This window comes from Rathayibacter sp. PhB186, assembly GCF_003751825.1.
GTDB classification, from domain to species: Bacteria; Actinomycetota; Actinomycetes; order Actinomycetales; family Microbacteriaceae; genus Rathayibacter; species Rathayibacter festucae.
Genome location: NZ_RJKO01000001.1, coordinates 143,990 through 158,184, shown reverse-complemented (window position 1 = coordinate 158,184; position 14,195 = coordinate 143,990). Strand labels below are relative to the sequence as shown.

The following is a 14,195-nucleotide window of genomic DNA, read 5'->3' as shown; positions in this document are numbered from 1 at the left end:
CGATGTCCACTGCCAGACGCACTCGCCGGAAGGCGGGCCGCATCGCCGCGCTCGCCACGAGCGCCGCCCTCGCCGCCGGAGCGCTGCTCGCGCTCCCCGCGGCGGCCGCCCCCGCGCAGGCCGCCGACGCCTTCCGCATCACCCCCAACCCCGCCGCGGCGGGCGAGTCCTTCGAGGGCTGGGGCACCAGCCTCGTCTGGTTCGCGAACGCCACCGGGAACTACCCCGAGGCCCTCCGCGAGGAGCTCTACCAGAAGGTCTTCGGCGACGACGGCCTCGACCTCAACATCGCCCGCTACAACATCGGCGGCGGCAACGCCTCCGACGTGAAGGACTACCTCCGCCCCGGCGGCGCGGTCGAGGGCTGGTGGAAGCAGAACCCGGCCGGCGACGCCGCGACCTACGGCGGCACGAGCACGAACTACGCCGACCGCGACGCGCTCCTGGCGAAGTGGAACGCCGGCGACGCCTCCTCCTACGACTGGACGAGCGACGAGACGCAGCGCTGGTGGGTCGAGAAGCTCGCCGAGGAGAAGCAGATCTCGCACTGGGAGGCGTTCGCCAACTCCGCCCCCTACTTCATGACCGAGAGCGGCTACGTCTCCGGCGGCTTCAACGCCTCGAGCGAGCAGCTGAAGCCCGCCGCGGAGGCGAAGTTCGCCCAGTACCTCGCGACCGTCACCGCGCACATGGAGGACGAGTACGGCATCGAGTTCGACACCCTCGACCCATTCAACGAGCCCAACACCAATTACTGGGGCACGCAGCTCACCAACGGCGTCCCCACCGGCGGACGGCAGGAGGGCATGCACATGGGCCCGACCCGCCAGGCCGACCTGATCCCCGACGTCGCCGCAGCCCTCGACGCCTCGTCGAGCGACGCCGGCATCGCCGCCATGGACGAGACCAACCCCAGCATCTTCAAGACGAACTGGGCCGCCTACTCCGCCGCCGTCCGCGCCGAGGTGGACCGGATGAACGTGCACACCTACGGCACCTCCGACCGCCTCGCGGTCCGCGACCTCGCCAAGCAGGCCGACAAGGACCTCTGGATGAGCGAGATCGAGGGCAACTGGGTCGCCGGCTACGACCCGGTCAACATCGAGAACGGCCTCGGCATCGCCGGCCGCATCAACGACGACCTCCGCGAGCTCGAGCCGAAGGCCTGGGTGCTCTGGCAGCCGGTCGAGGACCTCTACAACATGAGCCCCAAGGGCGAGAACCTCAACTGGGGCTCGATCTTCATCGACCTCGACTGCAAGCCCTACCAGGAGGCGGGAGCCGAGGTCTGGAAGTCGGCGCGCCGCGTCGCGGACGCCGGCGGCGACTCCACGAAGGCCCCGGCCTGCGGCGTCGAGACGAACTCGAAGTTCAACACGATCCGCAACTTCACCAAGTTCATCCACGAGGGCGACCACCTGATGCCCACGAACGACACCTCCTCCACCGCCGCCGTCCGCGGCGACGGCAGCGGCGCGACCGTGGTGCACACCAACACCGCCGCGACGGCGAAGACCGTCGTGCTCGACCTCTCCCGCTTCGGCAGCATCGCCGCCGGCGCAACGGTCACCCCGTACGTGACGACCCAGGCCGCCTCGGCCGCCGCGCCCACCGGCAACGCACTCGTCGCGAAGCCCGCGGTCGCCATCGACCGGGAGTCGCGCACCGCGACCGTCACGGTGCCCGCCAAATCGGTCACCTCCTTCTCGATCGACGGCGTCTCCGGCGTCGCCGACTCCGCCCCCGCCCTGCGCGACGGCCACCGCTACCAGCTGGTCGGCACGCAGAGCGGCAAGGCGCTGACCGGCAACCCCACCGGCGCCGCGACCACGATCACCACCCTCGCCACCGACTCCGCCGCCGCCGCGAAGCAGAGCTGGACCGTCCGCGAGGTCGCCCCCGGCGAGCGCGAAGCCACCCGCCGCGTCGTGCTGCAGAACGCCGACGGCCGCGTGCTCGGCGCCACGAGCGCCGGCACCGACCTGCGCACGCTCTCGGTCGACGCCGCCAAGGCCGACGCCGCCACCCGCTGGATCGTCAGCACCACCGACGGCACCGCCTACACGCTGGTCAACGAGTCGATCGGGCTCTCGCTCGACGTCAACGGCCAGTCCAGCACCGAGAACACCACGGTCGGCGTCTACGGCTCGAACGGTGGAGCGAACCAGTCCTGGACACTGCGCGACCTCGCCCCGTCCTCCGCGCAGACGGTCGCCGTGCGCACCACCGTCGGCGTCGCGCCCACCCTGCCCGCCTCGATCGCCCCGCAGTACGCCTGGGGCACCGGCGCACCGGTCGCCGTCACCTGGCAGCGCCCGGCCGACTCGGCCTACGCCGCGGCCGGCCGCGTCGAGGTGACCGGCACCGCGACCGACCTCTTCGGCCAGTCGATCCCCGTCACCGCGCTCGTCGACGTCGGCGGCCTCACCGCCACCGACCCGGCGTCGCTCACCGTCGCCGCCGGAGCCTCCGTCGCCGCGGTGCAGGCCGCGGCCCCCGCCACCGTGCCGGCCCGCGTCGGCGCCTCGACCAGCACCTTCGCGGTGCCGGTCACCTGGGACTGGACGCCGCTGACCACCGCCTCGCTCGCGGCGCCCGGATCGGTGACGATCTCCGGCACCGCGACGGCCGACGGCCAGACCCTCCCCGCCACGCTGACGGTGCTGGTCACCGCGGGCACACTCCGCAACTTCAACCCCGATGCGGGCATCGTCGCGACCGCGACCTCGTCCGAGTCGGGCTACGGACCGGAGCGCACCCGCAACGGCGTCGACGGCGACAAGGGCTGGTCCAACTGGACGAGCGGCACCAAGGCCGCGCAGAGCAGCCTGACCTACACCTTCCCCGCCACCCGCCAGGTGCAGCAGGCGTCGGTGCAGTTCCAGCGCGACGGCGGCACCAGCTGGGCGCAGAGCTACCAGCTGCAGTACCAGGGCGCCTCGAGCAGCACGTGGACCGCGGTCCCCGGCTACGAGTCCGCGGTCGCCCTGGCCGCGCCCGCCGACGGCACCGCGCCGACGCTGAACGCGACCTTCGCGCCGGTCACGGCCAAGGCCTTCCGCGTCGTGATGAACGCCTACGCCAACACGCACCTCATCGTGTCGGAGACGAAGCTGTACGAGTCGGTGGCGTCGCCCGCCGCGGTCGCCACCCTCGGCGCCCTGCGCGTGAACGGAGTCGGCGTCGCCGGCTTCGAGCCGGCCCGCGGCTCCTACGCCGTGACCGTCGACGGCACGTCGATGCCGGTGCTCACCGCGGTGGCCACCGACTCGGCGGCCCGGGTGCGCGTGACGCAGCCGACCACCGCGAACGGCGGAGTGGGCACCGTGGTGATCACGTCGGCCGACGGCACGGTCTCGCAGACGACGACCGTGACCGTGACGCTGAAGGCGCCCGCCGCCCTCGCCGTCGCGGCGACGGCCACGACCCGCTGCATCGCCGGCAAGGTCACCCTGACGGTCACGGCGCAGAACAACGCGACCGTCCCCGTCTCGATGACCGTCGCCTCCGCCTACGGCTCGAAGGAGTTCACCGGCATCCTGCCCGGCAAGAACGCCTCCGCCGCCTTCTCGACGCGCGCCGCCTCGGTGCCCGCCGGCCAGGCCACCGTCACCGCGACCGCCACCGTCGACGGCGCCCCCGTCACCACGGTGATCCCGGCCGCGTACTCCGCGCGCAGCTGCTGACCCTCATGCTGGCCACCTAGCCGCGCACTGCATGCTGGTCGAGTAGCCGCGCAGCGGCGCGCTCATGCTGGTCGAGTAGCCGCGCAGCGGCGTATCGAGACCCACCCTCCGAACACGTGGATCTCGATACGCCCGCTCCGCGGCCTACTCGATCAGCATGAAGACGCCGACTCACACGGAACGCGGCGCGCCCCTTCCCTGCTGGTCGAGCAGCCGCGCAGCGGCGTATCGAGACCCACCACGGCCAGGACGCCGGCGCGTCAGTCCGTCACCGCGTCGTAGACCGCGAGCAGGCGGTCGAGGAAGGCCTGCACCGTCGCACGCTCGGCCTCGTCGAGGTCGGCGACGACCGCCTCGACGCCCGCGATCAGCGGGGCGACCCGCTCCTGCGCACGCCGCGCCGACTCCTCCGAGGCCGTGACGATCAGCTTGCGCCCGTCCGTCGGGTGCCGCTCGCGGCGGACGTGGCCGGCCGCCTCGAGGCGGTTCAGCACGAGGGTCATCGCCGCCGTCGAGACGCCGAGGCGCCCCGCGAGCTCGGTCGGCGTCAGCGGACCCGCGGACATCAGGTGCGTCATCGCGTCGAGCCCGACGGCGTCGACCGCGAGCGCGCGGGTCAGCGACTGCTCGAAGAGCCGCTGCCGCTCCGTCACCTGGCGCACGCGGGTCCGGATGCCGAGATCGGGCGCGCTGTCACTCATGCCTCCACGATAACGGTGTAGATTGCCAATCTCATTGATTATCAACGAAGGCGGCAAACGTGACCCGTGTCCTGATCTCCGGCGCCAGCATCGCCGGACCCGCCCTCGCGTTCTGGCTGCACCGCTACGGCGTCGAGGCGACGATCGTCGAGCGCGCACCCGCCCTGCGGCTCGGCGGGCAGAACGTCGACGTCCGGGGCGCCGGACGCGAGGTCGCCCGCCGGATGGGCCTCGAGGACGACATCCGGGCCGCGACCACCGGCGAGGTCGGCACCCGCTTCGTCGGCCGCGGCGGACGCACCCTCGCCGAGTTCCCGGCCGGCACCACCGACAGCGGCGGCGCGACCGCCGAGCTCGAGATCCTCCGCGGCGACCTCGCGCGGCTCCTCGTCGACCGCACCGTCGAGCACACCGAGTACCGCTACGGCGACCGCATCAGCGGCCTCGACGACGACGGCACCGGCGTCACCGTCTCCTTCGAGAACGCCCCCGACGAGCGCTTCGACCTCGTCGTCGCCGCCGACGGCATCGGCTCGAGCACCCGCCGCCTCGTCTTCGGCACCGAGCCGGAGATCCGCTCGCTCGGCCTCGAGACCTCCTACGCCACCATCCCCCGCACCGCCGCGGACGACGACTGGTGGCGCTGGTACAGCGCGGCCGGCGGGCGCAGCATCACCCTCCGCCCAGACCCGCACGGCACGCTCCGCGTCGCGCTCTCGCAGGTGATCGACCGCCGCCTCGACCGCGCGAGCACCGAGCGCCGCTCGCTCGACGAGCAGCGCGCGCACCTCCGCGCGGTCTTCGGCGACGCCGGCTGGGAGGCGCAGCGCGTCCTCCGCGGACTCGACGAGGCCGACGACCTCTACTACGAGCAGATCGGCCAGGTGCACGCCCCGCGCTGGTCGAGCGGGCGGGTCGCGCTGATCGGCGACGCCGCCTACTGCGCCTCCCCGGTGAGCGGGATGGGGACGAGCCTGTCGCTCGCGGGCGCGTACGTGCTGGCCGGCGAGCTCGCGGCGCACGTGGATCCGCGCGACGGCTTCGCGGGGTACGAGCGGATCATGCGGCCCTACGTCAAGCAGGCGCAGGCGCTGCCGCCGGGGGTGCCGCGGGTCGCGAACCCGGTGTCGCGGCTCGGAGTGGCGGCGTTCGGGCTCGCGGTGAAGGTCGCCGCGACGCCGGTGATCGGGCGGACGATGGGGCGGTTCTTCACGCCGCCCGCCGACGCGATCGCGCTGCCGGAGTACTCGCACCTGGAGAGCTGAGGACGCGGGATCTCGATACGCCCCTGCGGGGCTGCTCGATCAACAGAGGGAGGCCGGCCCACGGGCCACGCGATCAACAGGCAAGGCCCGCGGGCCACCTGCATGCTGGTCGAGTAGCCGCGGAGCGGCGTATCGAGACCTGACCCGTCAGTGGGCCTCGGCCGGCTCGCCGCGCTTCAGGACGCGGCGGACGCCCGTGACGGCGGCGACGACGATCAGCCCGAGCACGAGGCCGAAGATCATCGAGACGAAGGTGTCGGCGATCCAGACGACGACCGGGCCGGCGCCCTCGACCGCGTGGGTGACGACGTGCACGAGGTCGTACGGACCGTGCCAGAAGGTCTCGGCCAGGTTCGCCGTGACGAGGTGCCCGCCGACCCAGAGCATCGCGAGCGTGCCGATGATGCTGATGGTGCGGAAGACGGCCGGCATCGAGGCGACGATGCGGACGCCGAAGCGCCGGACGCCGCGCGCCGCGTTCTTCATCAGCCGCAGCCCGACGTCGTCGATCTTCACCAGCAGCGCGACCGCGCCGTAGACGAGCAGCGTCATGCCGAGGCCGACCACGGCGAGCGCCCCGAGCGTCCCGCCGAAGCCGAGGTCGGTGTCGAGCCCGTCGAGCGCGATCAGCATGATCTCGGTGCTGAGGATCAGGTCGGTGCGGACGGCGCCGAAGACGAGCTTCTTCTCGTCGCGCGCCTCCGTCTCGCCTGCCGCGTGGTGCACGCCGAACCACTCGAGCACCTTCTCCGCGCCCTCGAAGCAGAGGAAGGCGCCGCCGACGATCAGCAGGTAGGGCAGCACCCAGGGCGCGAACGAGGAGAGCAGCAGCGCGATCGGGATGATGATCACGAACTTGTTGACGAGGCTGCCGAGCGCGATCCGCCCGACCACGGGCAGCTCGCGCGCCGGCGTCAGCCCCTGGACGTACTGCGGAGTGACGGCCGCGTCGTCGATGACGACACCGGCCGTCTTCGCGCTCGCCTTCAGGGCGGCGGTGAGGATGTCATCGACGACGGCGAGCAGGCCGACCGACATGGGTGCTCCTTAGCGAGGACGGGTGAGAAGCCTCACAGTATCGCCCGCAGTCGACACCTCGGGGCGGCTCGGGGCGGCCCGGGCGCCTCAGCGCGGCGCCGGCCCCGTGCTCTCCCGCACGACGAGCTCCGTCGGCGTCAGCGTCACGCCCGAGCGCTCGCCCGACTCCAGCTCGCGCAGCAGGATGTCGACCGAGCGGCGCCCCGTGTCGCCGAACGACTGGTGCACGGTGGTCAGCGGCGGCCAGAAGCTCGCCGACTCCTCCATGTCGTCGAAGCCGACGACGCTGACCTCACCCGGCACCGCCTTGCCCGCGTCGTGCAGGGCGCGCAGCACGCCGAGCGCCATCTGGTCGTTCGCGGCGAAGACCGCCGTCACGGCCGGGTCCGCGGCCAGCTCCCGGCCGATCCGGTACCCCGACGCGCTCGACCAGTCGCCGACGAGCGCCTCGGGCACGGGAGCGCCCTGCGCGCGCAGCGTCGACTCCCACGCCTCCCGGCGCCGCTCGGCCGAGTAGGAGCGCTCCGGCCCGGCGATGTGGTGGACCGTGCGGTGGCCGAGCCCGAGCAGGTGCTCGACGGCCTGGCGCGCGCCCGAGACCTGGTCGGTGTCGACGACCGGGTAGCGGTCGCCGCCGGCCGAGTCGACGACCACGACGGGCAGATCCGGCGGCAGCACGATGTCGGCCTCGTCGAGCAGGTGCGCCTCCATGACGATGATGACGCCGTCGACCGCCTCCTCGCTCAGGCGGTGGAAGGCGACGGACACCTCGCCCTGGGTCGGGTGCGGCACGGGGATGAGGGTGATCGAGTACCCGGCGTCGGCCGCGGCGACCGCGATGGCGTCCAGGGTGCGCATGTTGCCGAAGGAGGACAGCGTGAACATGATCACGCCGATGCTGTGGAAGCGGCCGGTGCGGAGGGCCCGCGCGGCGCTGTTGGGCCGGTAGCCGAGGGCGCGCATCGCCTCGAGCACGCGCTCGCGCGTCTCGGTGTCGACGTTCTGCTTCCCGTTGGACACCCGCGAGACGGTCTGCCCGGACACGTTCGCGCGTCGCGCGACGTCGGCCATCGACACGCTCCGTCGGCGTGGGACGGCGGTCGCCGCGTTCGTCTCGATGGCCATGCCGTCCCTCCACGAGTCCCGCGCCGGTGGCGGAACATCGTTTCCCCATCGAAACCTAACGGATCGTGCGCGTGTTGACGTGGCCATGCTACGGTGGCGTCCTGCCATGTTGACGTGAACATGTCGGAACCGACCCCGAACGGAATCTCCTCGATGACGACGACGTCTCCCCCTGTCCCGCTGCGCGAGGTCACCCCTCCGGCCGCACCCCTCGCCGTTCCGCGCAGTCGTGCGAAGAGCGAGTGGAAGGGCCTGGCCTTCGTGGCCCCCTTCCTCGTGGTGTTCCTGCTGGTCTTCATCGCGCCGGTGATCTACTCGATCTACCTCAGCCTGTTCCGCGAGCAGCTCATCGGCGGCAACGCCTTCGTGGGCTTCGAGAACTACCTGGCGATCTTCCGCGACCCGAACTTCTGGGAGGGCTTCGGCCGCGTCCTGCTGTTCCTGGTCGTCCAGGTCCCGGTGATGCTGGTCCTCGCTCTCGTCGCGGCCCTCGCGATCGACAGCGGCCGGCTGCACGGCACCGGCTTCTTCCGCATCGTCGTCTTCCTCCCCTACGCGGTCCCCGCGGTCGTCGCGGTCCTGATGTGGGGCTTCATCTACGGCGACAACTTCGGCCTCACCGCCAACGTCAACGACCTGCTCGGCTCCGACCTGATCGCGCCGTTCTCGCGCGACTGGATCCTGGTCTCGATCGGCAACATCGTCACGTGGGAGTTCGTCGGCTACAACATGCTGATCTTCTACTCCGCGCTGAAGACCATCCCCGGCGAGCTCTACGAGGCCGCCGAGATCGACGGCGCCGGCCCGCTGCGGGTCATCCGCTCGATCAAGCTGCCCGCCCTGCGCGGCGCGATCGTCATCGCCTCGATCTTCTCGATCATCGGCAGCTTCCAGCTGTTCAACGAGCCGAACATCCTCCGGACGCTCGCGCCGAACATCATCACCACCTACTTCACGCCGAACATGTACGCCTACAACCTGTCCTTCGCGGGTCAGCAGTACAACGCGTCGGCCACGGTCGCCATCGTCATGGGCGTGATCACCGCGGTGATCGCCTACGTCGTGCAGCTCCGCGGCGCGCGCAAGGAGAACTGATGGCCATCGCAACCGCACCCCGCCCCACGAAGGCCGCCCCGGCGAAGCGCCCCGCCCGCCGCGGCTCCTCGGTCGCCCCGAAGAAGTCGATCGCCTTCACCCTGCTGATGTCGGCGTTCATCCTCTACAGCCTCGTGCCGCTCGCCTGGCTCGTGATCAACGCGACCAAGACCCAGGCCGGCCTGTTCTCGAGCTTCGGCCTCTGGTTCGACGGCGACTTCGTCCTCTTCCAGAACATCGCCGAGACGCTCACCTACCGCGACGGCATCTTCCTCCGCTGGCTCGGCAACACGCTGCTCTACGTGGTGGTCGGCGCGGGCGGAGCGACCCTGCTCGCCACGCTCGCCGGCTACGGCCTCGCGAAGTTCCGCTTCGCCGGGCGCAAGGCGGTCTTCGCGGTCGTCCTCGGTGCGATCGCCGTCCCCGGCACCGCGCTCGCGGTCCCGACCTTCCTGATGTTCAGCCAGCTCGGCCTCACCAACACCCCGTGGGCGATCATCATCCCCTCGCTGATCAGCCCCTTCGGCCTCTACCTGGTCTGGGTCTACGCGGTCGAGTCGGTGCCCACGGAGCTGCTCGAGGCGGCTCGGATGGACGGCGCGGGCGAGTTCCGCACCTTCTTCACCATCTCGATCCGCCTGCTCGCCCCCGGCATCGTCACCGTGCTGCTGTTCTCGGTCGTCGCGACCTGGAACAACTACTTCCTCCCGCTGATCATGCTGAGCGACCCGCAGTGGTACCCGCTCACCGTCGGCCTCAACCAGTGGAACGCGCAGGCCACCGGCGTCAGCGCGCAGCCGATCTACAACCTGGTGATCACCGGCTCGCTGCTGACGATCATCCCGATCGTCGTCGCCTTCCTCGGCCTCCAGCGCTTCTGGCAGTCCGGCCTGAGCGCCGGCAGCGTCAAGGGCTAGGCCCTCCCCCCGTACCCACTCCCCGGTCGGAGCGTCCTGCCCCGCACCACTCCACCCGCACCACCCCACAGCACGAAGAAGTGAAGGGAATCACCATGAAGATCGCCCACTCCGCCCTCCGGCGGACCCTGACGGTCGTCGCGGCCGCAGCACTCGCCGCGGGCTCGCTCGCCGCCTGCTCGTCCGGCGGCACCACCGGCGGCGGCACGACCGCCTCCGGCACCGCGGCCGACCTCGACGCCGCGCTCGAGACCGGCGGCAAGATCACCTACTGGAGCTGGACCCCCAGCGCTGAGGCCCAGGTCGCCGCGTTCGAGAAGGCCTACCCGAAGGTCGACGTCGAGCTGGTCAACGCCGGCACGAACAAGGACGAGTACACCAAGCTCGAGAACGCGATCAAGGCCGGCTCGGGCGCCCCCGACGTCGTCCAGATCGAGTACTACGCCATGCCGCAGTTCGCGCTGTCGGACTCGCTGCTCGACCTCTCCCAGTACGGGATGAGCGACCTCGAGGACAAGTTCTCGGCGTCCACCTGGGGCAGCGTCAACATCGACGGCAAGCTCGTCGGCCTCCCGCAGGACTCGGGCCCCATGGCGATGTTCTACAACAAGACGGTCTTCGACCAGTACGGCATCGCCGTCCCCACCACGTGGGACGAGTACATCGCCGCGGCCAAGGCGCTGCAGGCGGCCGACCCGTCGAAGTTCATCACCGCCGACACCGGCGACGCCGGCTTCGCGACCAGCATGATCTGGCAGGCGGGCGGCGAGCCCTTCACGACCGACGGAACGAACGTCACCGTGAACCTCGAGGACGAGGGCACCGAGAAGTGGACCGGCGTCTGGAACCAGCTCGTCGAGGGCGGCCTCCTCTCCGACACCCCCGCGTGGGGCGACGAGTGGTACAAGGGCCTCGGCGACGGCTCGATCGCCTCGCTGATCACCGGCGCCTGGATGCCCGGCGTGCTCGAGTCCAGCGTCCCCGACGCCTCCGGTGACTGGGCCGTCGCGCCCATCCCGACCTACGACGGCACCGCCGTCAGCGCCGAGAACGGCGGCGGCGGCCAGTCCGTCACCAAGCAGAGCGAGAACCCGGCGCTGGCCGCCGCGTTCCTGCGCTGGCTGAACAGCGACGAGGCCTCGGTCGACGTCTTCCTCGAGAGCGGCGGATTCCCGTCGACCTCGGCCGACCTCAGCAGCCCGGACTTCACCGGCGCCGAGTCCGAGTACTTCGGCGGCCAGAAGATCAACGAGGTGCTGACCCAGGCCTCGACGGACGTCCGTCCCGGCTGGTCGTACCTGCCCTTCCAGGTCTACGCGAACAGCGTCTTCGGCGACACCGTCGGCCAGGCCTACGCCAACAAGTCGAGCCTCGACGACGGCATCGCCGCCTGGCAGAGCAAGCTCGTCGAGTACGGCAACGCTCAGGGCTTCACCGTCTCCGAGTAGCACTGTTCTCAAGTAGCACTGGCGGCGTTCGAGGCCGGTCGGATCGCTCCGGCCGGCCTCGACCCGTCCCACGATCCTGAGGGGGATCCCGCATGACCACCGCTCCCGACTCCGCCGCGCCGGCCGCCGCGCCGACCGGCGCGCCCCAGAGCCGCTTCGCCATCGGCGCGACCGACTTCGAGCTCGACGGCAGGCCGCACCGCATCCTGTCGGGAGCGCTGCACTACTTCCGGATCCACCCGGACCTCTGGGCCGACCGGATCCGCAAGGCCCGCCTGATGGGCCTGAACACCATCGAGACCTACGTCGCCTGGAACGCGCACGAGCCGCAGCGCGGCGCCTGGCGCGAGGACGCCGGGCTCGACCTCGGAAGCTTCCTCGACCTGATCGCCGCCGAGGGCCTGCACGCGATCGTGCGCCCCGGCCCCTACATCTGCGCGGAGTGGGACAACGGCGGCCTGCCCGCCTGGCTGCTCCACGACCCCGAGGTGGGCGTGCGCCGCTCCGAGCCGCACTACCTCGCCGCGGTCAGCGACTACCTCCGCCGGATCTCCGCGATCGTGGCGCCGCGGCAGATCGACAGCGGCGGGCCCGTCGTCCTCGTGCAGATCGAGAACGAGTACGGCGCGTACGGCTCCGACAAGGAGTACCTCGCCGAGCTGGTCCGGGTCACCCGCGACAGCGGCATCACGGTGCCGCTCACCACGATCGACCAGCCGACCCCGCAGATGCTCGCCGACGGCAGCCTGCCCGGCCTGCACCTGACCGGCTCGTTCGGCTCGCGGACGGCCGAGCGCCTCGCGACGCTGCGCGAGTTCCAGCCGACCGGCCCGCTGATGTGCATGGAGTTCTGGTGCGGCTGGTTCGACGACTGGGGCACCCAGCACCACACCACGGATGCGGCGGCGTCGGCGAGCGAGCTCGACGCGCTGCTCGCGGTCGGCGGCTCGGTCAACATCTACATGTTCCACGGCGGCACCAACTTCGGCCTGACCAGCGGCGCGAACGACAAGGGCCGCTACGCCGCGATCACCACGAGCTACGACTACGACGCCCCGCTGAACGAGAGCGGCGACCCGACGGCGAAGTACTGGGCCTTCCGCGAGGTCATCGCGCGCTACGCGCCGGTGCCGGAGGAGGTGCCCGCGGTCTCCCCCCCGGCACCGGTGCTCACCGCGCCGCTCGTGCCCGGCCCCGCACTGCTCGGGCTCGACGCGGTCTTCGGGCCGGCGACGCGCCTGGAGTCGATGGCGAGCTTCGACGACCTCGGGCTGGCCGGCGGGTTCGCGCTGTTCACGACGACGCTGGCGGCAGGCGACGCTCCCGCCCGGCTCGTCGTCGGCGAGGAGGTGCGCGATCGCGCCTGGGTGCTGCTCGACGGCGTCCCGGTCGGCGTGCTCGCGCGCGACGACCACGAGCGGGCGATCACGCTCCCCCGCGGCACCGGCGAGCTGGCGGTCCTGGTCGAGGACCAGGGCCGGGTGAACTACGGCGAGCGGATCGGCGAGCACAAGGGGCTGATCGGCGGCGTGCGGCTGGACGGCGCGGAGCTGGGCGGCTGGGTCGCCCGGCCGCTCGCGCTGGAGTGCCTGCCCGAGTGCGGCCGGGTGCCCGGGAGCGGGTCGTTCGCGGCCGGACCGGGGCTCGCCTCCGGCGCCTTCGAGCTCGACGCGCAGGCCGACCTGCACCTCGACACGCTGCACTGGGGCAAGGGCCTGGTCTGGGTGAACGGCTTCCTGCTCGGCCGCTACTGGCGGCGCGGGCCGCAGCGCACGCTGATCGTGCCGTCGCCGGTCACCCGGGTCGGGCGCAACGAGGTGGTCGTGCTGGAGTTCGAGTCGATCGCGGAGCCGGAGATCCGGCTGCTCGCGCATGCGGACCTGGGGCACACGGAGATCTAGCGGGCGGGCCTGCGGGACGGGGCGGGCCGGGCTGCGGCGGGAGTGTCCGAGGCCTCTGCTAGCCTCGGGCCGCCTCCGCCCCGACGCACGGCGGAGCAGAGGGGGAACCACCATGACGCACACCACCGCCGCCCGAGCCGGAGTCGCCCGAGCCGGACTCGCCCTCACGGGCGCTCTGCTGCTCGCGCTGACCGGCTGCACCGCCGCCGCCGAGCCCGAGCCGACCGCCGAGGCGCTGCCGCAGCACACCGACGCCGAGCTCGCGACGATCTTCGACGACATCCAGTTCGTGCCCGCGGAGTTCACCAGCACCGAGGAGATGCTCGGCTCGGTCTACCCGGGGCTCACCGCGACGGACGCCTCCTGCCTCGCGCCGTTCGGCGTCGGCTGGGACGCGGACGACACGCTCACCGACGCCGGCCTCGCCTACGGGACGAGCGCCGATCGTTCGATGACCTCGGTCGTCGCGAGCACCGGCAACGCGGACACCGCCTCCGCCCTCGTCGCCTCCGCCGAGGACGCGCTCGAACGCTGCGCCGACGGCTCCGAGCTGTTCGCCCTGCAGGGCACCCCCGTGCAGACCACCGTCGAGCAGACCGAGCCCACGATCACCGGCACCGACGAGGCCGTCGGCTGGACCGTCACCGGCGACGTCGGCGGCGCCCCCTTCACCCTCGTCGGCATCACCACCCGCGTCGGCGGCGACGTCGTCGCCCTCGTCGGCTGGGACCCGTCGACGAACACCTCCTACGTCCCCCAGGCCACCCAGCTCTTCGTCGACGCCCTCTAGCAGGATGCCGGTCGAGTAGCCCCGCAGCGGGGGCGGCCCATGCTGGTCGAGTAGCCCCGCAGGGGCGTATCGAGACCCACCGTCGTCAGCACGGTGGTCGGCAGCCTCCGTCTCGACGCCGGCGGATCTCGATACGCCCGCTGCGCGGGCTACTCGATCAGCAGAGGTGCCGCCGGATCGGTCTGGAGCGCTCGAGCGCTGCAGAACATCAGCTGAGAAGGGGTGGCCT

At 71.8% G+C, this 14,195-nt stretch carries 10 protein-coding genes; 7 read left to right on the top strand and 3 right to left on the bottom strand.

All coding sequences use genetic code 11. From position 1 onward, the window contains the following. Positions 1 to 2: 2 nt before the first annotated feature. Entirely contained in the window at positions 3 to 3,686 is a 3,684-nt protein-coding gene (locus EDF45_RS21880; protein WP_123734596.1) for an Ig-like domain-containing protein, read from the top strand. 260 nt (positions 3,687 to 3,946) lie between these two features. Here EDF45_RS21880 and EDF45_RS00775 read toward each other — a convergent pair whose 3' ends face one another. Next, positions 3,947 to 4,387: a MarR family winged helix-turn-helix transcriptional regulator gene (locus EDF45_RS00775; protein WP_123734595.1), complete on the bottom strand. Its 441-nt coding sequence runs from the start codon at positions 4,385 to 4,387 to the stop codon at positions 3,947 to 3,949. Between the two features lie 59 nt (positions 4,388 to 4,446). Between EDF45_RS00775 and EDF45_RS00770 the strand changes: the two genes are divergently transcribed. Beyond that, complete coding sequence (locus EDF45_RS00770; RefSeq protein WP_123734594.1) at positions 4,447 to 5,652, top strand: FAD-dependent monooxygenase; 1,206 nt, start codon at positions 4,447 to 4,449, stop codon at positions 5,650 to 5,652. 147 nt (positions 5,653 to 5,799) lie between these two features. Here EDF45_RS00770 and EDF45_RS00765 read toward each other — a convergent pair whose 3' ends face one another. Continuing rightward, a complete protein-coding gene (locus EDF45_RS00765) occupies positions 5,800 to 6,690 on the bottom strand; it encodes a DUF808 domain-containing protein (RefSeq protein WP_123731701.1) in 891 nt (296 codons plus the stop codon). Positions 6,691 to 6,777: 87 nt separating this feature from the next. Then, positions 6,778 to 7,815 carry a LacI family DNA-binding transcriptional regulator gene (locus tag EDF45_RS00760; protein ID WP_123731700.1) on the bottom strand — a complete coding sequence of 346 codons (1,038 nt, stop codon included), beginning with the start codon at positions 7,813 to 7,815 and terminating at the stop codon, positions 6,778 to 6,780. 153 nt (positions 7,816 to 7,968) lie between these two features. Between EDF45_RS00760 and EDF45_RS00755 the strand changes: the two genes are divergently transcribed. The 5 genes from EDF45_RS00755 (at position 7,969) to EDF45_RS00735 (ending at position 13,966) form a co-directional block, all read left to right on the top strand. Beyond that, complete coding sequence (locus EDF45_RS00755; RefSeq protein WP_123444496.1) at positions 7,969 to 8,910, top strand: carbohydrate ABC transporter permease; 942 nt, start codon at positions 7,969 to 7,971, stop codon at positions 8,908 to 8,910. Further along, positions 8,910 to 9,827 (top strand): carbohydrate ABC transporter permease, encoded by a 918-nt coding sequence (locus EDF45_RS00750; protein WP_123444435.1) that lies wholly within the window; start codon positions 8,910 to 8,912, stop codon positions 9,825 to 9,827. The genes EDF45_RS00755 and EDF45_RS00750 overlap by 1 nt, the downstream gene beginning before the upstream one ends. Positions 9,828 to 9,922: 95 nt before the next feature. Further along, positions 9,923 to 11,275, top strand: a complete 1,353-nt coding sequence (locus EDF45_RS00745; protein WP_123734593.1) for a sugar ABC transporter substrate-binding protein — start codon at positions 9,923 to 9,925, stop codon at positions 11,273 to 11,275. Between the two features lie 92 nt (positions 11,276 to 11,367). Next, complete coding sequence (locus EDF45_RS00740) at positions 11,368 to 13,176, top strand: beta-galactosidase family protein (protein ID WP_123734592.1); 1,809 nt, start codon at positions 11,368 to 11,370, stop codon at positions 13,174 to 13,176. Between the two features lie 112 nt (positions 13,177 to 13,288). Further along, a complete protein-coding gene (locus EDF45_RS00735; RefSeq protein WP_123734591.1) occupies positions 13,289 to 13,966 on the top strand; it encodes a hypothetical protein in 678 nt (225 codons plus the stop codon). Positions 13,967 to 14,195: the final 229 nt, after the last annotated feature.